At 74.8% G+C, this 26330-nt stretch carries 27 protein-coding genes; 12 read left to right on the forward strand and 15 right to left on the reverse strand.

Features of this window, described 5'->3' with window-relative positions:
- Window positions 1-4 precede the first annotated feature (4 nt).
- The 7 genes from ABEB06_RS21010 to ABEB06_RS21040 all read left to right on the forward strand — a co-directional run bounded on the left by ABEB06_RS21010 (window position 5) and on the right by ABEB06_RS21040 (window position 8210).
- Window positions 5-733 (forward strand): 4'-phosphopantetheinyl transferase family protein, encoded by a 729-nt coding sequence (locus ABEB06_RS21010; RefSeq protein ID WP_345698415.1) that lies wholly within the window; start codon window positions 5-7, stop codon window positions 731-733.
- A 22-nt stretch (window positions 734-755) separates the two neighbouring features.
- Complete coding sequence (locus tag ABEB06_RS21015) at window positions 756-1679, forward strand: LLM class F420-dependent oxidoreductase (RefSeq protein WP_345698416.1); 924 nt, start codon at window positions 756-758, stop codon at window positions 1677-1679.
- Window positions 1680-1892: 213 nt separating this feature from the next.
- Window positions 1893-2348, forward strand: a complete 456-nt coding sequence (locus tag ABEB06_RS21020) for an SRPBCC family protein (protein ID WP_345698417.1) — start codon at window positions 1893-1895, stop codon at window positions 2346-2348.
- Between the two features lie 29 nt (window positions 2349-2377).
- Entirely contained in the window at window positions 2378-3154 is a 777-nt protein-coding gene (locus tag ABEB06_RS21025; protein ID WP_345698418.1) for a VOC family protein, read from the forward strand.
- A gap of 99 nt (window positions 3155-3253) precedes the next feature.
- Window positions 3254-4003, forward strand: coding sequence for an HAD family hydrolase (locus ABEB06_RS21030; RefSeq protein ID WP_345698419.1), 750 nt, complete (start codon window positions 3254-3256; stop codon window positions 4001-4003).
- Window positions 4000-6396: a glycoside hydrolase family 65 protein gene (locus ABEB06_RS21035; protein WP_345698420.1), complete on the forward strand. Its 2397-nt coding sequence runs from the start codon at window positions 4000-4002 to the stop codon at window positions 6394-6396. The genes ABEB06_RS21030 and ABEB06_RS21035 overlap by 4 nt, the downstream gene beginning before the upstream one ends.
- An 80-nt stretch (window positions 6397-6476) precedes the next feature.
- A complete protein-coding gene (locus ABEB06_RS21040) occupies window positions 6477-8210 on the forward strand; it encodes a pyruvate dehydrogenase (protein WP_345698421.1) in 1734 nt (577 codons plus the stop codon).
- Here the strand turns inward: ABEB06_RS21040 and ABEB06_RS21045 are convergent.
- The gene (locus ABEB06_RS21045) at window positions 8207-9178 is read right to left on the reverse strand and encodes a helix-turn-helix transcriptional regulator (protein WP_345698422.1); all 972 of its coding nucleotides are present in this window, start codon (window positions 9176-9178) and stop codon (window positions 8207-8209) included. The two genes, ABEB06_RS21040 and ABEB06_RS21045, sit on opposite strands and share 4 nt — an antisense overlap.
- A 97-nt stretch (window positions 9179-9275) precedes the next feature.
- Here ABEB06_RS21045 and ABEB06_RS21050 point away from each other — a divergent pair, with 97 nt between their 5' ends.
- From ABEB06_RS21050 to ABEB06_RS21060, 3 genes are all read left to right on the forward strand, one after another.
- Window positions 9276-10766 (forward strand): MFS transporter, encoded by a 1491-nt coding sequence (locus ABEB06_RS21050; RefSeq protein WP_345698423.1) that lies wholly within the window; start codon window positions 9276-9278, stop codon window positions 10764-10766.
- 91 nt (window positions 10767-10857) lie between these two features.
- Window positions 10858-11451, forward strand: coding sequence for a helix-turn-helix domain-containing protein (locus tag ABEB06_RS21055; RefSeq protein ID WP_345698424.1), 594 nt, complete (start codon window positions 10858-10860; stop codon window positions 11449-11451).
- Between the two features lie 14 nt (window positions 11452-11465).
- Window positions 11466-11642 carry a DUF6126 family protein gene (locus ABEB06_RS21060; RefSeq protein WP_345698425.1) on the forward strand — a complete coding sequence of 59 codons (177 nt, stop codon included), beginning with the start codon at window positions 11466-11468 and terminating at the stop codon, window positions 11640-11642.
- A gap of 15 nt (window positions 11643-11657) precedes the next feature.
- Here the strand turns inward: ABEB06_RS21060 and pdxR are convergent, their stop codons facing one another.
- Window positions 11658-13079 (reverse strand): MocR-like pyridoxine biosynthesis transcription factor PdxR, encoded by a 1422-nt coding sequence (gene pdxR, locus ABEB06_RS21065; RefSeq protein ID WP_345698426.1) that lies wholly within the window; start codon window positions 13077-13079, stop codon window positions 11658-11660.
- Window positions 13080-13129: 50 nt separating this feature from the next.
- Here pdxR and ABEB06_RS21070 point away from each other — a divergent pair, with 50 nt between their 5' ends.
- A complete protein-coding gene (locus ABEB06_RS21070) occupies window positions 13130-13606 on the forward strand; it encodes a carboxymuconolactone decarboxylase family protein (protein WP_345698427.1) in 477 nt (158 codons plus the stop codon).
- A 31-nt stretch (window positions 13607-13637) separates the two neighbouring features.
- Entirely contained in the window at window positions 13638-14465 is an 828-nt protein-coding gene (locus ABEB06_RS21075) for an isocitrate lyase/PEP mutase family protein (RefSeq protein WP_345698428.1), read from the forward strand.
- 180 nt (window positions 14466-14645) lie between these two features.
- Here ABEB06_RS21075 and ABEB06_RS21080 read toward each other — a convergent pair whose 3' ends face one another.
- From ABEB06_RS21080 to ABEB06_RS21140, 13 genes are all read right to left on the reverse strand, one after another.
- Window positions 14646-14864 (reverse strand): hypothetical protein, encoded by a 219-nt coding sequence (locus ABEB06_RS21080; RefSeq protein ID WP_345698429.1) that lies wholly within the window; start codon window positions 14862-14864, stop codon window positions 14646-14648.
- Between the two features lie 252 nt (window positions 14865-15116).
- The gene (locus ABEB06_RS21085) at window positions 15117-15428 is read right to left on the reverse strand and encodes a hypothetical protein (protein ID WP_345698430.1); all 312 of its coding nucleotides are present in this window, start codon (window positions 15426-15428) and stop codon (window positions 15117-15119) included.
- A gap of 49 nt (window positions 15429-15477) precedes the next feature.
- Window positions 15478-16587 carry a cytochrome P450 family protein gene (locus tag ABEB06_RS21090; RefSeq protein ID WP_345698431.1) on the reverse strand — a complete coding sequence of 370 codons (1110 nt, stop codon included), beginning with the start codon at window positions 16585-16587 and terminating at the stop codon, window positions 15478-15480.
- Window positions 16551-17993, reverse strand: a complete 1443-nt coding sequence (locus ABEB06_RS21095) for a cytochrome P450 (RefSeq protein ID WP_345698432.1) — start codon at window positions 17991-17993, stop codon at window positions 16551-16553. The genes ABEB06_RS21090 and ABEB06_RS21095 overlap by 37 nt, the downstream gene beginning before the upstream one ends.
- Window positions 17990-18592 (reverse strand): GTP-binding protein, encoded by a 603-nt coding sequence (locus ABEB06_RS21100; RefSeq protein ID WP_345698433.1) that lies wholly within the window; start codon window positions 18590-18592, stop codon window positions 17990-17992. The genes ABEB06_RS21095 and ABEB06_RS21100 overlap by 4 nt, the downstream gene beginning before the upstream one ends.
- On the reverse strand, window positions 18570-18914 hold the full coding sequence (locus ABEB06_RS21105) for a DUF742 domain-containing protein (protein ID WP_345698434.1): 345 nt from the start codon (window positions 18912-18914) through the stop codon (window positions 18570-18572). Before ABEB06_RS21105 ends, ABEB06_RS21100 begins: the two co-directional genes overlap by 23 nt.
- Window positions 18911-19324 (reverse strand): roadblock/LC7 domain-containing protein, encoded by a 414-nt coding sequence (locus ABEB06_RS21110; protein ID WP_345698435.1) that lies wholly within the window; start codon window positions 19322-19324, stop codon window positions 18911-18913. The genes ABEB06_RS21105 and ABEB06_RS21110 overlap by 4 nt, the downstream gene beginning before the upstream one ends.
- Window positions 19308-20639 carry an ATP-binding protein gene (locus ABEB06_RS21115; RefSeq protein WP_345701925.1) on the reverse strand — a complete coding sequence of 444 codons (1332 nt, stop codon included), beginning with the start codon at window positions 20637-20639 and terminating at the stop codon, window positions 19308-19310. The genes ABEB06_RS21110 and ABEB06_RS21115 overlap by 17 nt, the downstream gene beginning before the upstream one ends.
- Window positions 20640-20731: 92 nt before the next feature.
- Window positions 20732-21325: a hypothetical protein gene (locus tag ABEB06_RS21120; protein WP_345698436.1), complete on the reverse strand. Its 594-nt coding sequence runs from the start codon at window positions 21323-21325 to the stop codon at window positions 20732-20734.
- Between the two features lie 60 nt (window positions 21326-21385).
- Window positions 21386-21898, reverse strand: coding sequence for a hypothetical protein (locus ABEB06_RS21125; RefSeq protein WP_345698437.1), 513 nt, complete (start codon window positions 21896-21898; stop codon window positions 21386-21388).
- The gene (locus ABEB06_RS21130; protein ID WP_345698438.1) at window positions 21895-23661 is read right to left on the reverse strand and encodes an alpha/beta hydrolase; all 1767 of its coding nucleotides are present in this window, start codon (window positions 23659-23661) and stop codon (window positions 21895-21897) included. Before ABEB06_RS21130 ends, ABEB06_RS21125 begins: the two co-directional genes overlap by 4 nt.
- A gap of 2 nt (window positions 23662-23663) precedes the next feature.
- Window positions 23664-23954: a WXG100 family type VII secretion target gene (locus ABEB06_RS21135; RefSeq protein ID WP_345698439.1), complete on the reverse strand. Its 291-nt coding sequence runs from the start codon at window positions 23952-23954 to the stop codon at window positions 23664-23666.
- Between the two features lie 141 nt (window positions 23955-24095).
- Window positions 24096-26297, reverse strand: coding sequence for a SpoIIE family protein phosphatase (locus ABEB06_RS21140; RefSeq protein ID WP_345698440.1), 2202 nt, complete (start codon window positions 26295-26297; stop codon window positions 24096-24098).
- Between the last annotated feature and the right edge of the window lie 33 nt (window positions 26298-26330).

Below are 26330 nucleotides of genomic sequence, written 5' to 3' on the forward strand. Positions count from 1 at the left end.
GCCCTTGTCCGCCAGAGCCGAGAAGAGCGAGGCCGTGACCCCGGCACCCACCCTCCCGCCGCGAGGCGCGACCCACGTCTGGTTCGGCGGCACCACCGCCGCCGAACCGGAGCGGGACCTGGCCCTGCTCCCGGCCGGCGAGCGGGAGCGGGCCCTGCGCCACGGCTCCACCGCCGACCGGGCCCGGTGCGCCGCCGCCTGGGCCGGCACCCGGCGGATCCTGGCCCGCTACCTCGACGCCGACCCGGCCGCGCTGCCCCTGGAGCGCACCGGCGCCGCCCGCTGGGCCACCCCCGGACCGGACGGCACCCCGGTCCACCTCAGCGTGGCCCGCGCCGACGGCAGCTGGCTGCTCGCCCTCGCGGTCGGCGACCCGGTCGGCGCCGACCTGGAGCGGATCCGCCCGCTCGACACCGAAGGACTGGCCGCCCACTGCCTCGCCCCCGAGGAGCTGTCCTGGCTGGCCGGCCTGCCGGGCGGCGAACGCACCGGCGCCTTCCTGCGCGCCTGGACCCGCAAGGAGGCCCTGCGCAAGGCCGCCGACCTGCCCCGCACCGCCCCCCGGCGCCTCCCCGTCGCCGCCGACCGGCCCGGCCCGGTCACCCTCGCCGCCCCCCACCCCGGTGACGGCTGGACCGTGGACGACCTGCCCGCCGCCTGCGACGAACGCGCCGCACTGGCCCGACCCGCCCACTGCACAGGGCCGTTGAGCCGCTTCCACGCCACCGTCTGACCGACCCCCGATGATGGACACCATGGACCTGCGCATCTTCACCGAGCCCCAGCAGGGCGCCTCGTACGACACCCTGCTGCGGGTCGCGACGACCGCCGAACAACTCGGCTACGACGGCTTCTTCCGCTCCGACCACTACCTGCGGATGGGTGACGCGGACGGCCTGCCCGGCCCCACCGACGCCTGGATCACGCTGGCCGGCCTGGCCCGCGAGACCTCCCGGATCCGCCTCGGCACCCTGATGACCGCCGGCACCTTCCGCCTCCCCGGGGTGCTCGCGATCCAGGTCGCCCAGGTCGACGCGATGAGCGGCGGCCGGATCGAACTCGGCCTCGGCGCCGGCTGGTTCGAGGCCGAGCACAAGGCCTACGGCATCCCCTTCCCGGACCGGCGGATCGACCGGCTGGAGGAGCAGCTGGCCATCGTCACCGGCCTGTGGGAGACCAAGCTCGGCGACACCTTCGACTTCGCCGGCCGCTACTACCGGCTGGCCGACTCGCCCGCCCTGCCCAAGCCCTTCCAGAACCGCGTCCCGGTCATCGTCGGCGGCATGGGCCCGTCCCGCACGCCCGCCCTGGCCGCCCGCTACGCCGACGAGTTCAACCTCCCGTTCGCCTCCCTGGACGCCACCCGCACCCAGATCGGCCGGGTCCGGGCCGCCGCCGAGGAGCGCGGCCGCGACGCCGACTCCCTGGTGTACTCCAGCGCCCTGGTCGCCTGCGTCGGCCGCGACGACGCCGAGGTCGCCCGCCGGGCCGCCGCGATCGGCCGCGAGGTCGAGGAGCTGAAGGCCAACGGTCTGGCCGGCACCCCCGACGAGGTGGTCGAGAAGATCGGCCGCTACCGCGAGGCCGGCAGCGGCCGGATCTACCTCCAGATCCTCGACCTCGACGACCTCGACCACCTGGCGCTGATCGCCGACCGGGTCGGCGCCCAGCTGACCTGACACGCTGTCCCCGAGGGGCGTGCCCCCGGGGCCCCCTCCGGCCAGGATGAGAACCGCCGAACGGGGCGCTCCCCCCCCAGCGCCCCGGTCGGCGGCCCCACCGGGCCGGGCGCCCGCCACCCTGCGCGAACGCGTGGATGCGCCCGGCCACGAGGTCCGTCCCGGTTCGCGGTGGGTCGGGTGGTGGGTCATCGTGGGACGGAGGTGAGTCCCATGCCCGAGATCGCCCTGCAGATCGACATCGCGGCGTCCCGCTCCCGCCTGCTGGCGGCCCTGGACACCCACGACGGCCTGACCGCCTGGTGGACCACCGGCGTCTCCCGGGACGGCGACGATCTCCTGTTCGAGTTCCCGGACGCCCCGGAGCCGTTCCGGCTGCGCCGGGACCGCGCCGACGAGGACCGGGTCGCCTGGACCAGCGTCGGCGCCTTCCCGCCCGACTGGCTGGACACCACCGTCACCTGGGACCTGTTCGACCACCCGGACGACCCGCACCGCACCCGCCTGCTCTTCCGCCACCTCGGCTGGCGCCCGGGCACCGAGCGCACCGTCCCGATGGTGGCCGGCACCTGGGCCGAGCTGCTGGTGCGGCTGAAGGACTACGTCCAGAGCGGCAAGGTCCAGCCGTACTTCGTCCCCCGGGTCCACGCCCACCAGCCCGTCGACTGACCCCTGACCCGTCCCTCCCTGGAGGCGCCATGCCCGAGGTGACCGAGCGCTATCTCCCCGGCACTCCGTGCTGGGTCGACCTGATGGCGAAGAACCAGCAGGAGGCCCTCGACTTCTACCGCGACGTGTTCGGCTGGCAGGGCGAGATCGGCCCGGCGGAGTTCGGCGGGTACACGGTGTGCACGCTGAACGGCCGCCCGGTCGCGGGCATCGGCCAGGCGGAGGCGCCGGACGGCGCGCCGCCGCCGCCGGCCGTCTGGACCACGTACCTGGCCACCGAGGACGCCGACGCCGCGCTCGCCGCGATCACCGCGAACGGCGGCACCTCGCTGACCCCGGTGCTGGAGGTCGGCGACACCGGCCGGATGCTGGTGGCGCTGGACCCGACCGGCGCCGTGTTCGGTCTGTGGCAGCCGCTGGAGTTCCCGGGCGCCCAGGTGGTCAACGAGCCCGGGGCGCTCACCTGGAACGAGTTGCACACCACCGACCCGGACGTCGCGCGGGCTTTCTACGAGGCGGCCCTGTCCGTGGCCACCCCGCCGATGGGGAGCGCGCACCACTACTGGCAGTTCTCGGTGAACGCCCGCACGGTCGGCGGCCTGTGCCCGCTGGACCCGGAGTCACCGGCGGGCACCCCCTCGCACTGGCTGACCTACTTCGCGGTGGACGACACCGACTCCACCGTGGACGCCCTGGTCAGGCGGGGCGGCTCGGTGCTCCTCCCGCCCGCCGACTCGCCGTGGGGCCGGGTGGCCCGGGTCCGGGACCCGCAGGGCGCCGCCTTCGCGGTCGTCCGGTCCGCCTGACGGCCGTCCGCCGCCGGTTCCCGGCCGCGGTGGGCGCACGACGCGCCATACGTGCCGGGAATGGCGATTCGTACGCCCCGTGCGGGTGAGACTGCAGACATGCTGGGACTTCCGGATCACATCCGCGCCTTCCTGTTCGACCTGGACGGCGTCCTCACACAGACCGCCAAGGTGCACGCGGCCGCCTGGAAGGACATGTTCGACTCCTTCCTGCGGGCGGAGGCCGCCCGGGACGGCGAGGAGTTCGTCCCGTTCGACCCGGTCGTCGACTACGACCGCTACGTGGACGGCCGGCCGCGGCTCGACGGCACCCGCACCTTCCTCGCCGCCCGCGGCATCGACCTGCCCGAGGGCACCCCGCAGGACCCGCCGGGCACCCGTACGGTCAACGGCCTGAGCAGCGCCAAGAACGACACCGTGCTGCGCATGATCCGCGAGCAGGGCGTGCAGCCCTACTCGGGTTCGGTGGAGTACCTGCACCGGCTGCGGGTGCTCGGCCTGCCGCGCGCGGTGGTGTCGTCCAGCGCCAACTGCAAGGACGTGCTGCGCGCCGCGGGCATCGACGGGCTGTTCGAGGTGGTGGTGGACGGGCTCACGGCCCGCCGCGACGGCCTGGCCGGCAAGCCCGCGCCGGACACCTACCTGGCCGCCGCGCGGCAGCTCGGCGTGGAGCCCGGGCACGCCGCGGTCTTCGAGGACGCGCTGGCCGGCGTCGAGTCCGGCCGGGCCGGCGGCTTCGGCGCCGTGGTCGGCGTGAACCGCACCGGCCAGGCGGACGCGCTGCGCGCGCACGGCGCCACCGTCGTCGTCGACGACCTGGCCGACCTGATCCCCGGGGAGGCGCCGTGACCACCCCCGACCCCTTCGCGGTCGACCCCTGGGGCGTCGTCGAGCACGGCTTCGACCTGGCCGGGCAGGCCCGCGCCGAATCGGTGTTCGCCCTGTCCAACGGGCACATCGGGCTGCGCGGCAACCTGGACGAGGGCGAGCCGCACGGCCTGCCCGGCACCTACCTGAACGGCGTCTTCGAGCTGCGCCCGCTGCCGTACGCGGAGAGCGGCTACGGCTTCCCGGAGTCGGGGCAGAGCGTCATCAACGTCACCAACGGCAAGCTGATCCGGCTGCTGGTCGACGACGAGCCGTTCGACCTGCGGTACGGCGAGGTGCGCGGCCACCAGCGCAGCCTGGACTTCCGCGAGGGCCTGCTGCGGCGCAGCGCCGAGTGGACCTCCCCGGCCGGACGGACCGTCCGGGTCACCTCGCAGCGGATGGTCTCGCTCACCCAGCGGGCGGTCGCCGCCGTCGAGTACACGGTGGAGGCGGTCGACGGTCCGGTCCGGATCGTGGTCCAGTCCGAGCTGGTCGCCAACGAGCAGCTGCCGCTCGGCGACGGCGATCCGCGGGCCGCCGCGGTCCTGGAGGCGCCGCTGGCCGCGGAGTTGCGGCACGCGGCCGGCAGCAAGGCGGTGCTGGTGCACCGGACCCGGTTCAGCGGGCTGCGGGTCGCGGCCGGCATCGACCACGTCATCGAGGGTCCGGGCCGGGTGGACACCACCGCCGAGAGCTCCGAGGACCAGGCCCGGATCACCGCCACCACCGTGCTGAAGGCGGGGGAGCGGCTGCGGCTGGTGAAGTTCATCGCGTACGGCTGGTCGGCGACCCGCTCGCTGCCCGCCGTCCGCGACCAGGTGGAGGCCGCGCTGACCGCCGCCCGCTACACCGGCTGGGACGGGCTGGTCGACGAGCAGAAGGAGTACCTGGGCCGCTTCTGGTCGGACAGCGACATCGAGATCGAGGGCGACGTCGAGCTGCAGCAGGCGGTCCGCTTCGCGCTCTTCCACGTCCTGCAGGCCGGTGCCCGCAGCGAGGAACGGGCCATCCCCGCCAAGGGGTTGACCGGGCCCGGCTACGACGGGCACAGCTTCTGGGACACCGAGACCTTCGTCCTGCCGGTGCTCACCTACTGCCTGCCGGCGGCGGTCAACCAGGCGCTGCGCTGGCGGCACACCACGCTCCCGATGGCCCGTGACCGGGCCGCCCAACTCGGTCTGGCCGGAGCGGTGTTCCCGTGGCGGACGATCCGCGGCGAGGAGTGCTCCGGGTACTGGCCGGCCGGCACCGCGGCGTTCCACATCGGCGCGGACATCGCCGCCGCGGTGGTCCGCTACATCCGGGCCACCGGCGACCTGGAGTTCGAACGGGCCTACGGCCTGGAGCTTTTGGTGGAGACCGCCCGGATGTGGCGCTCGCTCGGCCACCACGACGCGCACGGCCGGTTCCGGATCGAGGGCGTCACCGGGCCGGACGAGTACAGCGCGGTCGCCGACAACAACGTGTTCACCAACCTGATGGCGCAGTCCAACCTGCGCAGCGCCGCGGAGAGCGCCACCCGGCACCAGTTCGAGGCGGCGGCGCTCGGCGTGGACACCGAGGAGGCGGCCGCCTGGCGGGACGCCGCCGACAAGATGTTCATCCCCTACGACGAGAAGCTCGGCGTCCACCCGCAGGCCGACGGCTTCACCGACCACCAGCTGTGGGACTTCGAGGGCACCCCGCCGGAGAAGTACCCGCTGCTGCTGCACTACCCGTACTTCGACCTGTACCGCAAGCAGGTGGTCAAGCAGGCCGACCTGGTGCTCGCCATGCAGGTGCGCGGCGACGCCTTCACGCAGGAGCAGAAGGTCCGCAACTTCAACTACTACGAGCGGCTCACCGTCCGGGACTCCTCGCTCTCCGCCTGCACCCAGGCGGTGATCGCCGCCGAGGTCGGCCAGCTCGACCTCGCCTACGACTACACCGCCGAAGCCGCCCTGATGGACCTGCGCGACCTCGGCGGCAACACCCGCGACGGCCTGCACATGGCCTCCCTGGCGGGCGCCTGCATCGCCCTGGTGGCCGGCTTCGGCGGCCTGCGCGACCACGACGAGCACCTCTCCTTCCGGCCCAGGCTCCCCTCCGGGCTGCAGCGCCTCGCGTTCTCCATGGCGGTGCGCGAGCACCTGCTGCGGATCGACATCACCCACGCCACCACCACGTACACGCTGCTGCGCGGCGGGGTGCTGCCGATCCTGCACGAGGGCGAGTCGCTGCGGGTCGAGAAGGGCCGGCCGGTCGTCCGGCCCACCCAGACGCCGCAGACCCCGGCCGAGCGGGCCGTCCAGCCGCCCGGCCGGGAGCCGGCCCGCCGGCACGGCCAGGCCGGGGTCCAGGTCGGCACCGTCGACCACCTCCCCGCGGAGTGAGGCGCTGAACTCCGGACAGTACGGGCCCGCCCGGCGCCGCCTCCCGGTCGCGCGGGCCCGGTGTCCCTAGGCTGGCCGGCATGGTGACCGTGGCCGAGCAGATCGTCGAAGTCCTCCGGCAGGCCGGCGTCGAGCGCGTGTACGGCGTGGTGGGCGACAGCCTCAACCCGCTGGTCGACGCGATCCGCCGCACCGAGGGCATCTCCTGGGTGCACGTCCGCAACGAGGAGGCCGGCGCCTTCGCGGCCGCCGCCGAGGCCCAGCTCACCGGACGGCTCGCGGTCTGCGCCGGCTCCTGCGGGCCGGGCAACACCCACCTGATCCAGGGCCTGTACGACGCGCAGCGCAGCGGCGTCCCGGTGCTCGCGCTCGCCTCGCACATCCCGTCCGGGCAGATCGGCACCGGTTTCTTCCAGGAGACCCACCCCGAGCGGGTGTTCACCGACTGCAGCAGCTGGTGCGAGATGCTCTCCACCCCCGCCCAGCTGCCCCGGCTGCTCCGGGTCGCCGTCCAGCACGCCCTCGGCGCCCGAGGCGTCTCCGTCCTCGCCTTCCCCGGCGACGTCGCCGCGCTGCCCGCCGCCGGGCCCACCGGCGAGTCCCGCTTCCTCACCGAACCCGGCACCGTCCAGCCGCCCGCCGGGCAGCTCACCGCCCTCGCGGAGGCGCTCAACGGCGCCGAGAAGGTCGCGGTCTTCGCCGGCGCCGGCGTCCGGGGCGCCCACGCCGAGGTGATGGAGCTCGCCGGGCTGCTCAACGCCCCCGTCGGGCACTCGCTGCGCGGCAAGGAGTGGATCCAGTACGACAACCCGTACGACGTCGGGATGAGCGGACTGCTCGGCTACGGCGCCTGCCACGAGGCGCTGCACGGGGCCGACCTGGTCCTGCTGCTGGGCACCGACTTCCCGTACGACTCCTTCCTGCCGCGCACCCGCACCGTCCAGATCGACCACGACCCCACCCGGCTCGGCCGCCGCACCCCGCTCGAACTCGCCGTCCACGGCGACGTCGGCGCCACCCTGCGGGCCGTCCTGCCGAGGCTGGAGCAGAAGAAGGACCGGTCCTTCCTCGACGGGATGCTCGACAAGCACTGCAAGGCGCTGGAGACCGTCGTCGGCGCCTACACCCGCGACATCGCCGGGCACCGGCCGATCCATCCCGAGTACGTCGCCTCCGTCCTCGACGAGCTCGCCGCCGACGACGCCGTGTTCACCGTCGACACCGGCATGTGCAACGTCTGGGCGGCCCGCTACCTCACCCCCAACGGCCGCCGCCGGGTGATCGGCTCCTTCCTGCACGGCTCGATGGCCAACGCCCTCCCGCACGCGATCGGCGCCCAACTCGCCTTCCCCGAACGCCAGGTCGTCTCGATGTCCGGCGACGGCGGGATCGGCATGCTGCTCGGCGAACTGCTCACCGTCGCCAAGTACCGGCTGCCGGTGAAGACCGTGGTCTTCAACAACGGCGCGCTCGGCATGATCAAGCTGGAGATGCTGGTCAGCGGCTACCCCGAGTCCGAGATCGACAACGGCGACGTCGACTACGCCGCCATCGCCCGGGCCTGCGGGGTGCCCGCCGAGCGGGTCACCGACCCGGTGAGGCTGCGCGAGGTGCTGGCCGACGCGCTCTCCCGGCCGGGCCCGGTCCTGGTCGACGTGGTCACCGACCCCAACGCGCTCTCCATCCCGCCGCACATCACCGCCGCCCAGCTCAAGGGCTTCGCCCTGGCGGCCGGCCGCACCGTGCTGTCCGGCGGCGTGGGCCGGATGATCGACCTGGCCCGCTCCAACCTGCGCAACATCCCCCGCCCCTAGGAGTTGCCGGCGGCCCCGAGCGAGCGCTCGATGCGGGTGGCGAGCGCGCGCAGGTGGTCGCGGAGCTCGGGCGGCTCGTGCACCTCGAAGTCGCAGCCGACGGTGGCCAGCCGGACGGCCAGCCAGTCCAGCGAGTCGGCCCGGGTGCGCAGGCGGCAGCTGTGCTCGTCGATCGGTTCCAACTCGCCCGCCGCGGCGGACATGTGGGTGGCGAGGCGCTCGTACGGGGCGTGCAGCGTGACGACCGCGCGGTGGGTGTCCTGGTGCCGGGCCAGCTTGCCCGCCACGTACGCGCCGGCGTCCGCCGCGGGCAGCTCGCGCGGCTCGAAGCGGAGCCCGGTGCGCTGCGGGTCGGCGAGCCGGTCGACGCGGAAGATCCGCCAGTCGTCGCGGTCGAGGTCGTGGCCGACCAGGTACCAGCGCCGCCCGTAGGAGACCAGCCGGTGCGGTTCGACCTGCCGGCGGGTGGCGGCGCCGCCGCGGTCGCGGTAGTCGAACCGCAGGCGTTCGCGCGCGGCGACGGCGGAGGCGAGGACGGCCAGGTCCTCCGGGTCGATCCGCGGGCCGTCCCCCGGGAGGACGGGGACGGTGGCCGCGTTGAGGGTGGCGACCCGGTGCCGGAGCCGAGCGGGCAGTACCTGCACCAGCTTGGCGAGGGCCCGGACGGAGGCCTCCTCGATGCCTTCGACGGCGTGCCCGGCGGCGGTCCGCAGGCCGACGGCGATGGCCACCGCCTCCTCGTCGTCGAGCAGCAGCGGCGGCATCGCGGCCCCGGCGACCAGCCGGTAGCCGCCGACCGGCCCGCGGGTGGCCTCGACGGGGTAGCCGAGCTCGCGGAGCCGGTCGATGTCGCGCCGGATGGTCCGCGGGCTGACCTGGAGCCGGTCGGCGAGTTCGCTGCCGGGCCATTCGCGCGGTGTCTGGAGCAGCGAGAGCAGGCCGAGGAGCCTGCCGGGGGTGTCCGTCATGCCCTCCATGATGACGCGCGAAGCGGTCAGGATCTGACCTGTATGCCCCCTAGCGTGGCTCTCGCAACCAAGGGATTCCACGAGCTCAGGGAGAGCCATGTCCACCGAAGTCAACGACCGCAGGCGCTGGTTGGCACTGGCGGTGGTGATGACGGCCAGCCTGATGGACCTGGTCGACGTCACGATCGTCAACATCGCGATGCCGAGCATCCAGCAGGACACCGGCGCGTCGTTCAGCGCCCTGCAGTGGATCACGGCCGGCTACGCGCTGGCGTTCGCGGTCGGCCTGATCACGGGCGGCCGGCTGGGTGACATCTACGGCCGCAAGCGGCTGTTCCTGCTGGGCATCGGCGGTTTCACGGCGGCGTCGGCGCTGTGCGGCCTGGCCGGCAGCCCGGACCTGCTGGTGGCGGCCCGGGTGCTGCAGGGCGCGACGGCGGCGCTGATGGTGCCGCAGGTGCTGTCGATCATCCACGCGGGGTTCCCGGCGCACGAGCGGGGCAAGGTGTTCGGCCTGTTCGGCGCGGTGGTGGGCCTGGGCGCGGTGATGGGCCCGCTGGTGGGCGCGCTGCTGACCGAGTGGGACCTGTTCGGCCTGGGCTGGCGTCCGATCTTCCTGGTGAACCTGCCGGTGGGGGTCGCCGGTCTGCTGCTCGGCCGCCGCTTCATCGAGGAGTCGCGGGCGCCCCGGGCGCTGAAGCTGGACCTGGTGGGCATGGCGCTGGTCGGCGCGGGCCTGCTGATGGTGCTGTACCCGCTGACCCAGGGCCGGGAGAACGGCTGGCCGCTCTGGGGCCACCTGCTGATGGCGGGCGGCGTGCTGGTGCTGCTGGGCTTCGTCCGGTACGAGCGGTACAAGACCGCGCGGGACGGTTCGCCGCTGGTGGAGCTGTCGCTGTTCCGGGTGCGCAGCTTCGCCGGCGGGATCGGCGTGCAGCTGCTGTTCGGCGTGACCAACGGCCTGTTCTTCCTGGTCTGGACGCTGTACATGCAGCTCGGCCTGGGCTGGAGCCCGCTGAAGGCCGGTCTGACGGGCGTGCCGTTCTCGATCGCGGTGTCGCTGGCGGCGGGCCTGTCGGTGCAGCAGCTGGTGCCGCGGTTCGGCCGTCGGGTGCTGCAGGCGGGTGCGCTGACGATGTCGGCCGGTGCGCTGCTCTACCTGGCCGGGGCGGACCGGTACGGCGCGGCCATCGCGCCGTGGCAGATGGCGCTGCCGCTGGTGGTGATGGGCCTGGGCATGGGCCTGATCGTGGCGCCGTTGACCGACGCGGTGCTGTCCGAGGTGCCGCAGGAGCACGCCGGTTCGGCGTCCGGCCTGATCAACACCACCGGTCAGCTCGGCATGGCGCTCGGCCTGGGTCTGTCCTCGGTGGCGTTCTTCGGGGTGGTGGACCGGCGAGGCATGGTCGAGGGCGTGTTCGTGGACGCCTTCGAGCACGCGATGTGGTGGGTGGCGATCGGCCTGCTCGCGGTGTTCGCGCTGATGACGGCCCTGCCGCGGCGCACCGCCCGGGACGCGCACCCGGCCGCGGACCGGCCGGCCGAGGAGGAGCAGCAGCAGGACGGGAAGCCGGTCCTGGTGGGCTGACCCGGGGGAGCCGGCCCGCCGCCGGGCGCGGGGGATTTGCCTCTGAGGCAAATTTCTTGCCCCGGCGGCACGGCGGGTGTGGACTGGTCCCATGAGCGACGACCAGGAGGTCGCGGGCCTGGGCGCGCGACTGCGGGAGCACCGGCTGAGCAGCCGGCTGACGCTGGAGGCGGCCGCCACCCGGGTGGGGCTGTCCCCAGCGTATCTGTCCCGGCTGGAGACCGGGCGCCGGCAGCCCTCGCTGCCGGTGCTGCTCGGCCTGGCCCGGGCGTACGGCACCTCGGTCTCCGGGCTGCTCGGCGAGCAGCCCGGCGAGCCGGACCCGGTGATCCGGGGCGGCTCCATCGAGCCCGGACGGGCCGGCGGCTGGGGCTACCGGCGGGCCGGGGCACCCGGCCGGGCGATGCAGGCGCTGCGGGTGCACGTCCCGCCGGGCGTGCAGGACGCGGTGGTGCGGGTGCACCCCGGCGAGGAGTGGCTGTACGTCACCCGGGGCCGGATGCGGCTGACCCTCGGCGAGGCCGTCCACCTGCTGGAGGCCGGCGACTCCGCGCACTTCGACTCGCTCACGCCGCACTGCATCGCGGCCGCCGACCCGGACGACCGGCTGGAACTGATCTTCGTCCACACCCTGCTGCAGAGCCCGGGCGGCGAACTCTGCCTCGGCGACGCACCCCGACTGTGACCCGGGAGGATCCGATGACCGACACCACCACCAGCGCGCCCGCCCGACCCGCGGCGCACGCCCCGACCCTCGACGCCGGCCGCCGCACCGACCGGCGGGTGTGGATCCGGGCGACCGTCTACATCGCCGCCACGCACGCCTTCGCCGGCTTCGTCATCCTGCTCTTCGAACTGGGCGGACGCGGCCACTGACCCGCCCCCGGCGGGTCAGGCCGCGACCAGCGCGCACAGCGCCTCCAGCGCGGCCGGGAACGCGTGGTCCGACGGCGTGCCGAACCCGATCACCAGCGCCGACCCCGCCGCCGGGCCGTCCGCCCCGGCCGCCCGGCACCACCCCCGGGCGTGCAGCCGCACCCCGGCCCGCTCGGCCCGGCGCAGCAGCTCCGCCTCGTCCGGCGCGCCGGACGGCAGCTCCAGCACCGCGTGCAGCCCGGCGTTGATCCCGGTCACCCGCACCTGCGGCGCCCGCCGGGCCAGCGCGGCCACCAACTGGTCGCGCCGCCGCCGGTAGCGCAGCCGGCTGCGCCGGATGTGCCGGTCGTAGTCGCCCGAGGTGATCAGCTCGGCGAGCGCGAGCTGCTCCAGCACACCGGTCTGGCCGTCCGCCAGCCGCTTGCGCTCCAGCACCGGCTCCACCAGCGCCGACGGCAGCGCCAGCCAGCCCAGCCGCACCCCCGGCGCCAGCGACTTGCTGGCCGTCCCCGCGTACACCACCCGCTCCGGGTCGAGCGCCTGCAGCGCACCGACCGCCTGCCGGTCGTAGCGGAACTCCCCGTCGTAGTCGTCCTCCAGCACCACCCCGTCGTACGCCCGGGCCCACGCCACCGCGGCCGCCCGCCGGGCCGCCCGCAGCGCGGCGCCGGTGGGGAACTGGTGGGCGGGGGTGAGCACCGCCAGGCCGGCCCCGGTGGCGGGCAGCAGGTCGGTCCGGGCGCCGTCGCCGTCCAGCGGCAGCGGCACCGCGGTCAGCCCGGCGGCCGCGATCACCGCGCGCTGCGGCGGCAGCCCGTACTCCTCCACCGCCACGCTGCGCAGACCCCGCCCGTGCAGCGCCGCGCAGACCAGCCCGAGACCCTGGGTGTAGCCCGAACACACCAGCAGCCGGTCCGGGTCGGTGCGCACGCCGCGGACCCGGGCCAGGTAGTCGGCCAGCGCCCGGCGCAGCTCGATCCGGCCCCGCGGGTCGCCGTAGCCGAACGCGGTGTGCGGCGCGGACGCCAGCGCCCGGCGGGTCGCCGCCAGCCACGCCGACCGGGGGAACTGCGAGAGGTCCGGGCTGCCCGGCATCAGGTCGTGCCGGGCGGCCGCCGGACCGGCCTCCGCCGGCGGCGCGGCCGGCGGCTCCGGCTGCGGCCCGCGTTCCGCCACCACCGTGCCCGAGCCCTGCCGGGACGCCAGCCAGCCCTCCGCCACCAACTGGGTGTACGCCTCCGCCACGGTGTTCCGGGCGATCCCGAGGTCCGCCGAGAGCGCCCGGGAGGACGGCAGCCGCGTCCCGGCGGGCAGCCGGCCCTCCCGGACGGCGCAGCGCAGCGCGTCCTCCAGCGCCGCCCGGACGCCCAGCCCGCGCGACCGGCCGGCCGACAGGTCGAGGTGCAGGTCGCCGCCGAAAGTGGCCCAGGATCCCATACGGCAAATGAACCACACCGGCGGGCCACCTCGCACCTACGGTGGATGCCATGAGCGACCACGCCCTCGTCCCCGCCCCCGTCCAGCGCATCTCGCTGCCCGAGCAGGCCCCCGAGTTCTACGCCGCGATGCGCGCGCTGGAGCAGGCCGCCAAGGCCGGGTTCCACGACCCGCTGATCACCGAACTGGTCAAGGTCCGCGCCTCCCAGCTGAACGGCTGCGCCTTCTGCCTGGACATGCACGCCACCGACGCCCGCCGGCTCGGCGAGCAGGAGCACCGCCTGCACACCCTCGCCGCCTGGCGGGAGACCCCCTACTTCACCGCCCGCGAGCGCGCCGCCCTCGCCCTCACCGAGTCCGTCACCCTGCTCGCCACCCACCACGTGCCGGACGAGGTCTACGACGCCGCCGCCAAGGAGTTCGACCAGGGCGAGCTGGCCCACCTGATCGGCATGATCGTCGCGATCAACTCCTGGAACCGGATCGCCGTCACCTCCCGGCTCAGCCCCGCGCCGAAGACCGCCTGAGCCCCCCGGCCGATCTGACAGGGTGACACCCATGACCCTCAGCAGCCAGTCCGACCGCGCCGCCCGCCTGCGGGAACTCCACCGCCCCGGCGACCCGCTGGTGCTCGCCAACGTCTGGGACGCCGCCACCGCCCGGCTGGTCGCCGCGGCCGGCGCACCCGCCGTCGCCACCGCCAGCGCCAGCGTCTCCTGGACCCTCGGCGTGCCCGACGGCGACCGGCTGGGCCGCGACCTCGCACTCGCCCAGGCCGCGCTCGTCGTCGCCAACGTCCCCGGGCTCCCGGTCACCGTCGACCTGGAGAGCGGCTACGCGGACACCCCGGCCGGGGTCGGCGACACCGTCACCGCCCTGCTCGCCACCGGCGCGGTCGGCCTCAACCTGGAGGACGCCGCCGGGCCGGGCGTCCGGCCGCTCGCCGACGCCGCGGACCGGGTCGCGGCGGCCCGCGCCGCCGCCGAAACGGCTGGGATCCCGCTCTTCCTCAACGCCCGGACCGACGTCTTCCTGCGCGCGGTCGGCCCGGCGGAGGGACGGCTGGACGAGGCGCTGACCCGCGCCAAGGCCTTCCTCGCGGCCGGCGCGGACGGCGTGTTCGTCCCCGGCGTCGCCGACCCGGAGGTGATCGCCGTCCTCGCCCGCGAGATCCCCGCCCCGCTCAACGTCCTCGCCGGACCGGGCTCCCCGACCGTGGCCGCCCTCGCCGCCCTCGGCGTCGCCCGGATCAGCCTCGGCCCCGCCCTCGCCAAGTCGGCCTACGCCGCCGTCCGCGACGCCGCCACCGAGATCTACACCACCGGCACCTACGACACCCTCGCCGGCGGCCTCGACTACGCGGAGCTCAACGCCCTGTTCGGCTAGGACCCGCCGTCCGGACCCCCACGCCGGAACGCCTGCGGCGCCGGCCCGCTCGTCGCGGATCCCGCCGGGCACCTGGCCCGCCGCAGGCGCCTTCGGCGCGGTCGGCCGGATGCCTGCGGCGGCGGCCCGCTCGTCGCGGATCCCGCCGGGCATCGGGCACTTCGCCCGCCGCAGGCGTCGTCAGAACGCCGGGTTGCCCGCAGCGGCGGCCTGCTCGTCACGGATCCCGTCGGGCACCTGGCCCGCCACAGGCGCCTTCGGCCCGGTCGGCCGGATGCCTGCGGCGGCGGCCTGCTCGTCGCGATCCCCGCCGGGCAGCTGGCCTGCCGCAGGCGCCTTCGGCCCGGTCGGCCGGATGCCTGCGGCGGCGGCCCGCCCGTCGCGGATCCCGCCGGGCACCGGGCACTTCGCCCGCCGCAGGCGTCGTCAGAACGCCGGGTTGCCCGCAGCGGCGGCCCGCCCGTCGCGGATCCCGCCGGGCACCGGGCACTTCGCCCGCCGCAGGCGTCTTCAGAACGCCGGGTTGCCTGCGGCGGCGGTCCGCTCGTCGCGGATCCCGTCGGGTACTTGGCCCGCCGCAGGCGCCTTCGGCCCGGTCGGCGGGAAGCCCGCGGCGGCGGCCCCGCTCGTCGCGGGTCCCGCCGGGAGCGGTCAGAACGTCGGGGGGTGGTCCACCGTCTCGCCGATCGCGTCGCACGCGCCCGTGGTGCGGTCGGCGAGCGGGCCGACGACCGGGTACTGCTCCAGGTCCTTGTGGCACAGGTCGGTCGTGGAGACCGTCGACCCGAAGAAGCCCGCGCCGTCCATCGTCCCGGCCGGGGTGTCGACGCCATGGGCGGAGGACAGGCCGTGGCCGAGGCCGGACAGCCCCGTCGGCGCGCCGCCCGGGAGGGCGGCGGCGGGGGCGGCGGACATGGCGAGTCCGGCCATGGTGAGTGCGGCGAGCGCCGTGGTCCTCTTCATGGCCGTACCAACGACCGCGCCGCCCGCCCGGTCACCCCCGTTGCGCCGATCAGTCGACCCGGACCATCAGCTTCCGCACGCTGTTGCTGACGAACGAGGCGATCGGCTCCGCCTGCGCGCCGTCCACCGGACGCAGGCCCGGGTACCGCCCGAACAGCCCCCGCAGCGCGGTCTCCGCCTCCAGCCGGGCGAGCCCGGCACCGAGGCAGAAGTGCGGCCCGTGCCCGAAGGACAGGTGCCGCGTCCCCTCCCGGGTGATGTCGAAGGCGTCGGCGTCCGGGTGGTGCCCGGAGTCCCGCCCGGCGGCCGCGTACGAGGCGAGCAGTGCCTCCCCGCGGCGGATTACCACGTCGCCGACCGGGATGTCCTCGCTCGCGTACCGCAGCGGGAACTGCCCGACGGGCGAGTCGTACCGCAGGGTCTCCTCCACCACCGCCGACCAGTCCGCGGCGCCGTCCAGCACCAGCTTCAGCTGGGCCGGGTGGGCGAGCAGCGCCCGCACCGCGTTGGTGATCAGGTTGAGCGTGGTCTCGTGCCCGGCGACCAGCATCAGCAGCAGGGTGCCGACCAGTTCCTGCTCGCTGAGCCGGTCGCCGGCCTCCCGGGCGGCGATCAGGTCGCTCGTCAGGTCGTCGCCGGGGCGTTCCCGCTTGGCCGCGACGACCGAGCCGAGCAGCGCGTACAGGCCCTGCTGCGCGGCGATCGCGGCCTGCGGCGTCGCCGAGCTGCTGACCAGCGTGTTGGACAGCTCGTGCAGGGCGTCCTGCTGTTCCTGCTCCAGCCCGAGCAGCGAGCCGATCACCCACATCGGCAGCGGGTACGCGAAGTGCTCGCGCAGGTCGAACCCGCCCTCCAGGCCGGCGAGCCCGTCGAGCAGTTCGGCCGCCCGCCGCTCGACCGCCGGCGCCAGCTCGGCGATCCGGCGGGGGGTGAAGGCCTGGGTGACCAGGGAGCGCAGCCGCCGGTGGTCGGCGCCGTCGGCGGTGACCATGCCCGGCACGGTGACGAAGTTGAGCAGCGGCCAGCCCTCCGGCAGCCGCCCCTCCCGGAAGGTCGTCCACAACTGGGCGTTCTTGCCGACCCGGGGGTCGGCGAGCAGCTCCTGGAGGGTGTCGTGGTGGGTTATCGCCCAGACCACCACCCCGCCAGGGAGTTCCACCAGGACCGCGGGCCCGGCTTCGCGGAGTCGGGCGTTCTCGGCGTGCTGGTCGCGGCCGAAGGGGTCGAGTCTGACGGGCCGGTCTGCGGTGTCGGTGTCCATGGGGACCTCTCGGGAGAAGGAGCGGCCGCGCGGGGCGGGGTGAACGCGCTGTACAGCACCGGGAGGGCGACCAGCGCCCGCGACCACGGGGACGGCCGCCAGGCCAGTTCGTGGCCCGGCACCGCCAGTTGGAGGTCGGGCAGCCGGTGCAGCAGCGTCTCGACGGCGGTCTCGACGATCAGCCGGGCGGGCGACTGCGCGGGGCAGACGTGCCGTCCGGCACCCCAGGCGAGGTGCGCCCGGTTCCCCGCGAGGCCGTCCCCGCCCGCGCCGCCGTGGACCACCGGGTCGGCGTTGGCGGCGGCCAGGCCGAGCACCAGCATGTCGCCCGCGCTGATGTACTGGCCGCCCAGGACGGTGTCCGAGGTCGCCCACCGGCCGGGGAAGTTCTGGGTCGGCGGGTCGCGCCACAGCACTTCGTCGAGCGCGTCGGAGACGGTCAGCCGGCCGCCCGCCAGGGTGGCCCGGAAGCGCCGGTCGGTGAGCAGCAGCCGCAGCGTGTTGCCGGTCCAGTTGATGGTGGTCTCGTTGCCGGCGACCAGGATCACCACCAGGTGGTGGACGGCCTCCTCGTCGCTGAGCCCGGCGTGGTGGGCGAGCAGCCAGCTGGTCAGGTCGGCGCCCGGCCGCTCGCGCCGCTGCCGCACCAGGTCGACCAGGATCGCCTGGAACTCGGCGTTGGCCCGGACCGACTTCTCACTGCTGTCCACGAAGTGGCTGATCAGCTCGATCAGGTGGGGGCCCGTCTCGGCCGGCAGGCCGAGCAGCCGGGTGAACACCAGCAGCGGGAGCTTGCGCGCGTACTGGGCGATCAGGTCGGCGGTGCCGTCCGGACCCCAGCTGTCGATCAGCGCGTCGGCGGCCTGCTCGGTGGTCTCGCGCAGCTGCCGGTGGTCGATCCGGGAGAGGGTGTCGGAGACGGCGGCGCGCAGCCGCTGGTGCTCGGCGCCGTCCAGGTTGAGCAGGGTGGGCCGCCAGGCGGTCATCGGCAGCAGCCGCGAGTCGCTGCGCAGACGGCCCTCGCGGGGGACCCGCCAGCGGCGCGAGTCCTTGGAGAACAGCTGCTCGTTGCGGGTGAGTTCGAGCAGTTCGGGGTAGCCGAGGACCAGCCAGGCCTCGACCCCGGGCTCCAGTTCGATCGGGGCGACCGGGCCGTGCTGCTCGCGCAGCCGGGCGTACAGGCCGTGCGGGTCGTCGGCGACCACCGGGCCGTACAGCGGGGTGGTGGCCGGGGTGGCGCCCCGGTGCGCTGGGCAGCCGGGCGGCGGCACCAGTGCCTGGTCGGGGGTGGGGCCGGTCGTCATCGGGCGAGCTCCAGGACGGCGGTGGAGTGCAGGTGGTCGACGAAGTCGATCAGGACGTCGTACGCGGCCCGCCGGTTGCGGGCGTCGCACTGCAGGATCGGCACCTCGGGCAGCAGGTCGAGGGCGGCGCGCAGCTCCTCCTCCGGGTACCGGGGGGTGTCCGGGAAGAGGTTGACGGCGACCGCGAACGGGATGCCCTGTTCCTCCAACTGGCCCAGCACGTCGAAGGACTCGTCGATCCGCCGGGTGTCGACCAGCGCGATCGCGCCGAGCGCCCCGCGCGACAGGTCCTCCCACAGCGGCCAGAAACGCTGCTGCCCGGGGGTGCCGAACAGGTACAGCGCCAGACGGGAGTTGAGCGTGATCCGGCCGAAGTCCAGGGCGACCGTGGTGGTGGTCTTCTCCGGGCGCCCGGAGAGGTCGTCCACGCCGACGCCGGCGGCGGTCATGGTCTCCTCGGTGCGCAGCGGGGAGATCTCGCTGAGGGAGCCGACCAGGGTCGTCTTGCCGACCCCGAACGGGCCGGTGACCAGGATCTTCACCGCGCCCTGGACGGTGGGCGGCAGGTAGGACGGCTCAGCGGAGTTGGCGGAGGCCAACGAGCACCTCTTCCAGAAGAGTGGTGGGCAGGCGCTCGGCCTGCGGGACGGGCGGGACCACCTGGACGGCGCCGAGGTCCCAGAGATCGCCGATCAGCACCTTCACCACGCTGATCGGCAGGCCGAGATGGGCGGCGATCTCGGCGACGGACAGCAGCCGCCGGCAGATCGCCAGGATCGCCTGCTGCTCCCGGTTGAGCGCGTCCGGCTCCGGACTGATGCCGGGGACGGCGCTGACCAGGCTCTCCAGGGCCAGCACGTTCCGGCTGGGCCGGCTGCGCCCCCCGGTGATCACGTACGGCCGGACCGGCCCCCGGCTCACCGGAGCTCCCCGGCCGGGTGCTCGACCCGCGGCGGGCTGGTCAGGTGGGTGCCGATCCGCTCCACCAGCACCTGCATCTGGTAGGCGACCAGGCCGGCGTCCACCGCCTCGCTGGTCACCACCGCGAGGTGGGCGCCCGCCCCGGCCGCGACGATGAACAGGTAGCCGCCGCCGTACTCGATGATGATCTGCCGGGTGGCGCTCTGCCGCCCGCCGAAGCCCTGGGCCACCCCGCGGGCCAGCGACTGCAGACCGGAGCAGGCGGCGGCCAGCCGCTCGGCGTCGTCGCGGCCGATCCGCTCGCTGCGGCCGATCTCCAGGCCGTCGTTGGACACCACGACGGCGTGCTGCACCTCGGGGACGGTGACGATGTCGGTCAGCAGCCAGCCGAGATCAGGGTTGGTGGTCATGGAACTCTCCGGAGCGCTGGGGAAGTTGGGGGGAAGCGGGCGAAGCGTCGGGGTCGATCTGGTGCTGCCGGGCCGCCGAGCGTCCGCTGGCGGTACCGGCCTGGAACAGCGCCATGAAGGCCTGGGCCTCCCTGGCGGAGCGCTCCGGCGCGGGGGCACCGGCCGCGGGGGTGCGCCGGGCGGCCGGCGCGGCGGCGCGCCGGTTGGCCCGCCGGGGGAGCTCGCCGCCGGCCGGGGGGCCGGCGGGCCGCTCGGCGGCGGGCGGTTCGGCCGCCGACCGCTCGGTGGCCTGCCGCCGGGGCAGCGGCCGCTCGGCCGGGCGCTCGAACAGCGAGCGGTCGGCGCCGGGGCCGTACCCGAAGTCCCGGTCCATCGCCGGGTCGCGCTCGGGCGCCGGCAGCGGCGGCCCGGCCGGACCGCCGCTGCCCGGCAGGACGTCGGTGAGCAGCGCGTTGGGCAGCAGGACGACCACCCGCACGCCGCCGTACGGCGAGGGCGCGGAGGAGAGCGTGACCCGGAAGCCGTACTGCTCGGCGAGCCGCCCGACCGCGGCGAGGCCGAGCTGCGGGACCTCGCCCAGCCGGGAGACCTCCAGGGTGCCGCCGCCCGCCAGGGCGACCGCGGCCTTCTCCACCGCCTGCTCGGGCATGCCCACGCCGCAGTCGTCGATCTCGATCACCGCGCCGTTGTGCACCGGCATCAGGGTGACGAACACCTGGGTGCTGGGCGGGGAGTAGCGGGTGGCGTTGTCGAGCAGCTCGGCGACCGCGTGGATCAGCGCCTCGGCGGCCGCGCCGACCACCGCGGACTCCACCCGGCTGCGCACCACGACCCGCTGGAACGGCAGGATCCGGGACTGCGCGCCGCGCACCACGTCCTCCAGCGCGACCGGCTCGGGCCAGTGCCGGCCGGCCCGGGCGCCGCACAGCACGGCCAGCGTCTGGGCCAGCCGGGCCTGTTGGGCGGCGGCGTGGTCGGCCTTGAGCAGGCCGTCGAGCAGCGCCGGGTCGTCGTGGGTGCGCTCCATCTCGTCCAGCCCGGCCTGCTGGTCGTGGGCCATCACCAGGATGCGCCGGGCGACGCTGAGGAAGGCCCGCCGGGTGGCGGCGTTGAGCTCCTGCTCGTGCTGCGCGGCGGCGGTCTCGGCGCCGCGGCGGGCCAGTTCGGCGTCGAGCCGGCCGGTGGCGGTGGCGAGCCGGTGCTCCTGCTCGGCGAGCCGCTCGCGCAGGGTCGCGGTGACGGCGCGGTAGCGCGCGGCGGCCGCCAACGAGAGAACGGTGAGCAATCCGGCGGCCACCGCGCACCACTGAGTCATCGTCACGCGGCGAATTCTAGGGTGGTGATCCTACGAGCGTATGAACAGCCCATCCTTTGGCTGATCTGACCACGTCAACGCCCCTGCGGAGGTCAGCGCGACCACTCCGGGTCGTCGTACTTCGGCATGGTGTCGACCGTTCCGTCCGCCTTGGTGGGCAGCGGACTCGGGGCGGCCCCGAACGGCTGCTCCGACTTCGGGTCCTTCACCCAGGCGTTCGCACTGATCGTCACGTTGCCCGGCGCGCCGATGCTCACCGTGATCCCGACCCCGTCCTCGGTGCGGGCCCCCGCCTCGAAGGTCGAGGCGCTCTCGGTGATCGTGTACCCCTGCGCCTTCCAGTACTCCCGGACCTTCTCCAGCAGCTTCGCCTGGTTGCCCCGGGCCACCTTGGTCAGCACGTACCGGCGGCGCGTCAGCTGCGCCGAACCGTCCGCCTCCCGGCTCACCCCGTCCTCGTGCGCCCGTGCCTGGAACGCGTCGTCCGCGTACTTCAGCGAGGGCGAGACCGCCTTGGTGGTGCCGTCCAGCAGCCCGTCGATCTCGGTCCGCGCGGTGCCGATCTCCACCAGCGCGTGGTCCGCGGACCCGCCACCGCCCGAGGACGCGCACCCGGCCGCGAGCGAACCGCCCAGCAGCACCGCCGCCACCGCCCCCACTACCCGCAGCTTCACAACCACTCCCACCTCGAACTCCTCGAAGCGGTGGGCCCCGGCCGAGGCCGGGGCCCACCCCAGATCAGTCGGTCACGCGGACCAGAACGGGTCGTCGAACCTCGGCACGGTGTCGATCGTGCCGTCCGGCCGCAGCGGCACCGTGCTGTCCCCGCCGAACGGGTAGCTGGTGCCGACCGCCGGCACCCGGGGCACCCGGGCGATCAGCGTCACGTTGCCCGGGCGGCCGACCCGCAGCTCCACCGTGGCGCCGCCCGGCGCCTCGGCCCGCACGTCCGGCAGCACCGGGTCCGGGTCCATCGAGGTGATCCGCCAGCCGCGGCCCTGCCACTCCCGCTCCACCACGCCCAGCAGCGCGCCGTACCGGGCGGCGGCGAACCGGGTCAGCAGGTAGCGCCGCTTCTCCAGCCGCGCCGTGCCGTCCGGCTCCTTGGTGAACGGGTCGTCGTGCTCGCTGGCCACGTACGGCCCGTCCGCCCACTCCACCGCGGGGGTGATCGCGGCCAGCGTGCCGTCCAGCAGGGCGTCGATCTGCGCCCGGGCGGTGCCCAGGTCGGTCACCGGGGCCTGTCCGTAGTCGTTCATCGGCGGTCCTGTCCGTAGACCCGGTCTCCGTGGCCGGAGACGATGTTGCCCATGTTCCGCAGCGAGTGGCCGTCCCGGCCGTCGCCGCTGTCCCAGTAGTCCGAGTGCGAGGACATGCCCAGCGGGCCGTCGTCGACGTCGAAGCGGTGCGCGCCGAAGTCGTTGCTGGCCGGGTCCTGCCCGAACCACAGCTCGTGCGGGTCGTCCGACTTGCCGATCTGGTCGCCGATGAAACCGCCGACCACCATGCCGGGCAGACCGCCGACCGCGCCGCCGATGGCGGCACCGGTCCCCATGCCCTTCGCCTCGTCGTGGCTCGGCAGGTGGCTGACCGGGTCGTTCTCGGCCGCGCCGACCCACACGTGGCTCGGGTCGACCCCGAGCTGCGAGGCGTGCTGCGCGCCGGTGCCCGGGCTGCCGACCAGGATGATGTCGTCCGCCGGGATGCCGCCGGGCCGCTGCGCGGCCTGGCCCACGGTGAACGAGCCGTACGAGTGGCCCAGCGCGGTGACGTGCGCCGGCTGCCCCTCGTGCGAGGCCCGCAGGCCCTGCAGGAACTCCTGGTAGTTCTTGCCGCCCTGCTGGCCGCGCTCCGGGCCGCTGACCGCCAGGCTCTCCGCGTTGACGCCGTCGGCCTGCGGCGCGTCGTAGCCGAGCCAGGCGATCGAGGCGGTGGACCGGGTGGGGTCCGCGTCGTGCGCCGACTGCCACAGGTCGCGGGCCCGGTTGCCGTCGCCGCCACCGATGTTCTTCACCTCGGTGTTCAGGCCCGGCACGTAGGCCACCACGTCGTCCGCGGTGTCCGGGTTGCCGTAGGAGATCGCGGCGCGGCCCTGGCCCTCGTCGTCGATCGCCATCAGGAAGACCGGCGGCTGCTTGCCCTTGTCGTCGTCCAGCCGCTTGCGGACCGCCTGGAATCCCTCCAGCTGCCGCTTCTGGTTGTCGTCGAGGTCCTTGCGGCCCTCCATGTTCTTGATCATCCGGTCGAGGTGGATCCGGTTGGCCTGGTCCTTGTCGACCGTCGGGATGCCGTTCCGGTTGCCGATCTCGTCCGGGTAGTTGTGGATCAGCCGCTGCCGCTCCGACTCGGGCAGCGCCTTCCACCAGGAGTTCACCTCGGTCGGCGGCGCGTCCGGGCCGGGCATGCCGGCCTTGACCAGGTCCTCCGGACCGCCCCACGGGGTCACGGCGTCCATCACGGCGCTGTTCAGGTCCATCGAGGCGGTCTCGGTCTTGAGGCCGTCGCCGGTCCGCGCGTTGTCGGTGTAGTGGCGCAGCCGCTCCGAGGTGACCTGGTCGGCGTGGTCGGCCTCGGACAGCGCCTGCGAGATCCGGTCCCGCAGGTCGGTGCCGCGCTGCTGGCGGTCGTTGCGGAAGTCCGGGTCGTGGCGCTCGGCCTGGCTGGGCGGCGGCCAGGAGACCCCGCCGTCGTTCGCGACGTCGAAGCCGTTCGCCTTCGCCTCGTCCAGGGCGGCCTTCAGCTTCGCCTGGGCGATCAGGAAGGCCTCCGCGCCCTCGCGCAGGATCGGCGCGATCCGTTCCAGCTCGATCTGGGCGGCCGTCAGCTTCCCGGTGGTCCGGGTCAGCGACTGCTCGGCACTGTCCGCGGCGTCGCCGGTCCAGCCCGAGTTGCGCACCCGGGTGTCCACGCCGTCCTTCCAGATGCCCGCGTGCTGCGCGAACTTGGCCGACAGGTCGGCGTACGCGTCGGCCGCCCGGTACAGGTCGTCCGGCTTGGCGTCACGGAGGGTGGGGACGTCCACGGTCACCTCCCCGCCCCGGCGCCGGACAGGCCGCGCGAGGCCTCCTGCTCGGACTTCCGGTAGTTCGCCGCGGTCCGCTTCAGGTTGTCGCCCTGACGGTCCATCTCCTTGGAGAGCTCGTCGAGCAGCCGCTTCCACTCGTCCGTGCAGGAGTTCAGCTCACTGCCGGTCAGGAAGCCGCGCAGGCCCCCCTCGGCGGTGTCGGACGCGGCCAGGACGCCCGAGGTCTCGTTCGGAACCTGCTCGGCGGTGCTCCGCGCGGTGTTGCCCGCGCCGTCGAGCTCGTCGGGCATCACCCGGAACCCGGTACCGCCCGAGCCCCCTGGATCGACAGGTCGCACGTTTCCCCCATGTGATGTCGCGATCCGGCTGTATGAACCAGTCACGGTAGCGAACACCGAGCCCAGGGGGGTACACGGGTACCGGGAGCCGGATCAGTCCCCACCGGCCGTCGACAGCCGGTGCAGCAGCAGCACCGCGACGTCGTCCGGCCGCGAGTTCCGCTCCGTCACGTTCAGCGTGAGCAGGTCCGCCAGCCGGTCCAACGCCTCGTCAGGACCGCCCAGCACCGGCTCGCCGGTCTGCCGGGCCCACAGCTCCAGCCCGCCCAGCATCCGCTGCACCGACTCGTCGTAGTCCTCGTCCCGGACCTCGACCAGGCCGTCGGTGTACGCCAGCAGCGTCTCGCCGGCCGCCAGCCCACCCACCGCCAGCGGGTACTCCGCCCACGGCTCCACCCCGAGCGGCGGACCGCCCGGCAGGTCCAGCTCGGACGCCTTCCCGTCGGAGATCCGCACCGGCGGCGGATGCCCGGCCCGCGCCCCGCGCAGCGTCCCGTCTGCCGGATCCAGCGTCAGGTACAGGCAGGTCGCGAAGAGGTCGGTGTCCAGCTCCGCCAGCAGCCGGCTGGTCCTGGCCAGCGTCGCCGCCGGGTCGTGCCCGTCCGTGGCGTACGCCCGCAGCCCGCTGCGCAGCTGGCCCATCACCGCGGTGGCCTCGGCGTTGTGGCCCTGCACGTCGCCGATCACCAGCCCGACCCGGCCGTCCGGCAGCCGCAGCAGGTCGTACCAGTCGCCGCCGATCTGCATGCCCTCGGTGGACGGCAGGTACCGGGCCGCCGACGCCACGCCGGGCAGCCGGGGCAGGGAGCGCGGCAGCATCGCGCGCTGCAGCTCGGTCGCCCGGTGGTGGTGGATGTCGTACAGCCGGGCGCGCTCCAGGGTCTGCGCCAGGATGCCGGCGAAGGCCGAGTACATGGTGCGGTCCTCGCGGCCGAAGACCCGCTCGGTGGCGAAGGTGATCAGGCAGGAGCCGACCTGCCGGCCGGAGGCCACCAGCGGCAGCACCGCCCAGGCCGCCGGGGCCAGCGGATTGCCGGTGGCCCGCCCGCCCGGCTCGCTGAACAGCGGGGTGGCCCGGCTCAGCGCGTGCTCCATCACCCCGGAGGACAGCTCGTGCAGCCGGTTCAGCTCGGTGCGGTACGGCCCGCCGAACACCGCGGGGGAGACCGGCAGCAGCCGGCCCTCGTCCACCAGGTCCAGCACCACGCTGGCCGCGCCGAGGGCCGGCCGGGCTATGTCGGTCAGCGCCGTGGTCACCTCGCGCACCGTGACCGCCCGGGACAGCGCCCGGGTCAGCGCCAGCAGCAGCGCGGTGCGGGCGCCCACCGTCGGCGTCGCGCCCTGCGGCGCGGCGGCCGGCTCGGGCCGCTCCACCCGGGCCCGGTCGGTCAGCAGCCCGGCCACCCGGACGGGCCGCTGGTGGATGTCCAGCATCACCTCGCCCGACTCGTCCACCCGCGCGACCGTCCCGTCGGGCCGCACCACCCGGTAGCTCAGCCGGTAGGGGCCGCCGGCGGCCAGCGCCTCGGCCATCCCCGCCTGGAGGTCGGGCAGGTCCTCCGGGTGCACCACCCGGGCCAGGTCGGGCGCCTGGGCGCTGGGCCGCTCCGGCAGCGGCAGGCCGATCACCTGGTAGGCGCGGGCGTCCCAGGTGGTCTCCCCGGTCACCAGGTCCCGCTCGAACGCCCCGGCCCCCGCCGCCCGCACGGCCAGCGCCAGCAGTTGGGGGTCCACCGGCCGCGGCTCGGCCCGGATGCCGTCGGGCACCGGGCCGGCGGCCGCGTGCACGTGGTCGATCAGGTGCGACAGCCGGGTCGCGCAGGCCTCCGCGAGGGTCTCCAGGGTGTCGAGGTCGCGGCGCGGCACGGTGCCCCGGTGGGCCAGCGCCAGCGCCAGCGCCCCGATCGGGTCGCCGTCCACCACCAGCGGCATCACCGCCAGCGCGACCAGTCCGGTGCCCCGGCCGGCGTTGGTGTCCGGGTAGTCGGCGCTGGTCTGCTCCGGGCTGAGCAGCACCGTCTCGCGCCGCCGCAGGGCCAGTGCCGCCGGCAGGTCGCCGGCCGGGTCGACCACGCCGTAGCGTTCGTGCGCCCACTCCGGCAGGCTGTCGGAGGCCGCCAGGCGCAGCATCCCGGCGGAGTCCAGCAGGTAGAGCGCGGACCCCTCGCGGGTGATCCAGCTCGGCCCCTCCAGCAGGACCGTCCCGAGCAGCTCGGTCGCGCTCGACGCGCGCAGCAGCAGCCGGACGCAGCGCAGCTCGGTCCGGGTGGCGCGGCGGTTCGAGGTCAGGTCCATGGCGGTACCAGGCCCTTCCGGTCGTGCCGCGCG

Origin of the sequence: Kitasatospora terrestris (assembly GCF_039542905.1) — a bacterium.
Classification (GTDB): Bacteria; Actinomycetota; Actinomycetes; order Streptomycetales; family Streptomycetaceae; genus Kitasatospora; species Kitasatospora terrestris.

Coding starts and splice junctions, on each gene's coding strand:
- ABEB06_RS21095 (WP_345698432.1), bottom strand. CDS start 17,993: ATGACGACCGGCCCCACCCCCGACCAGGCACTGGTGCCGCCGCCCGGC.
- ABEB06_RS21045 (WP_345698422.1), bottom strand. CDS start 9,178: ATGACGGACACCCCCGGCAGGCTCCTCGGCCTGCTCTCGCTGCTCCAG.
- ABEB06_RS21115 (WP_345701925.1), bottom strand. CDS start 20,639: ATGACTCAGTGGTGCGCGGTGGCCGCCGGATTGCTCACCGTTCTCTCG.
- ABEB06_RS21030 (WP_345698419.1), top strand. CDS start 3,254: ATGCTGGGACTTCCGGATCACATCCGCGCCTTCCTGTTCGACCTGGAC.
- ABEB06_RS21110 (WP_345698435.1), bottom strand. CDS start 19,324: ATGACCACCAACCCTGATCTCGGCTGGCTGCTGACCGACATCGTCACC.
- ABEB06_RS21020 (WP_345698417.1), top strand. CDS start 1,893: ATGCCCGAGATCGCCCTGCAGATCGACATCGCGGCGTCCCGCTCCCGC.
- ABEB06_RS21070 (WP_345698427.1), top strand. CDS start 13,130: ATGAGCGACCACGCCCTCGTCCCCGCCCCCGTCCAGCGCATCTCGCTG.
- ABEB06_RS21025 (WP_345698418.1), top strand. CDS start 2,378: ATGCCCGAGGTGACCGAGCGCTATCTCCCCGGCACTCCGTGCTGGGTC.
- ABEB06_RS21085 (WP_345698430.1), bottom strand. CDS start 15,428: ATGAAGAGGACCACGGCGCTCGCCGCACTCACCATGGCCGGACTCGCC.
- ABEB06_RS21050 (WP_345698423.1), top strand. CDS start 9,276: ATGTCCACCGAAGTCAACGACCGCAGGCGCTGGTTGGCACTGGCGGTG.
- ABEB06_RS21135 (WP_345698439.1), bottom strand. CDS start 23,954: ATGCCCGACGAGCTCGACGGCGCGGGCAACACCGCGCGGAGCACCGCC.
- ABEB06_RS21140 (WP_345698440.1), bottom strand. CDS start 26,297: ATGGACCTGACCTCGAACCGCCGCGCCACCCGGACCGAGCTGCGCTGC.
- ABEB06_RS21125 (WP_345698437.1), bottom strand. CDS start 21,898: ATGAACGACTACGGACAGGCCCCGGTGACCGACCTGGGCACCGCCCGG.
- pdxR (WP_345698426.1), bottom strand. CDS start 13,079: ATGGGATCCTGGGCCACTTTCGGCGGCGACCTGCACCTCGACCTGTCG.
- ABEB06_RS21060 (WP_345698425.1), top strand. CDS start 11,466: ATGACCGACACCACCACCAGCGCGCCCGCCCGACCCGCGGCGCACGCC.
- ABEB06_RS21040 (WP_345698421.1), top strand. CDS start 6,477: ATGGTGACCGTGGCCGAGCAGATCGTCGAAGTCCTCCGGCAGGCCGGC.
- ABEB06_RS21015 (WP_345698416.1), top strand. CDS start 756: ATGGACCTGCGCATCTTCACCGAGCCCCAGCAGGGCGCCTCGTACGAC.
- ABEB06_RS21075 (WP_345698428.1), top strand. CDS start 13,638: ATGACCCTCAGCAGCCAGTCCGACCGCGCCGCCCGCCTGCGGGAACTC.
- ABEB06_RS21055 (WP_345698424.1), top strand. CDS start 10,858: ATGAGCGACGACCAGGAGGTCGCGGGCCTGGGCGCGCGACTGCGGGAG.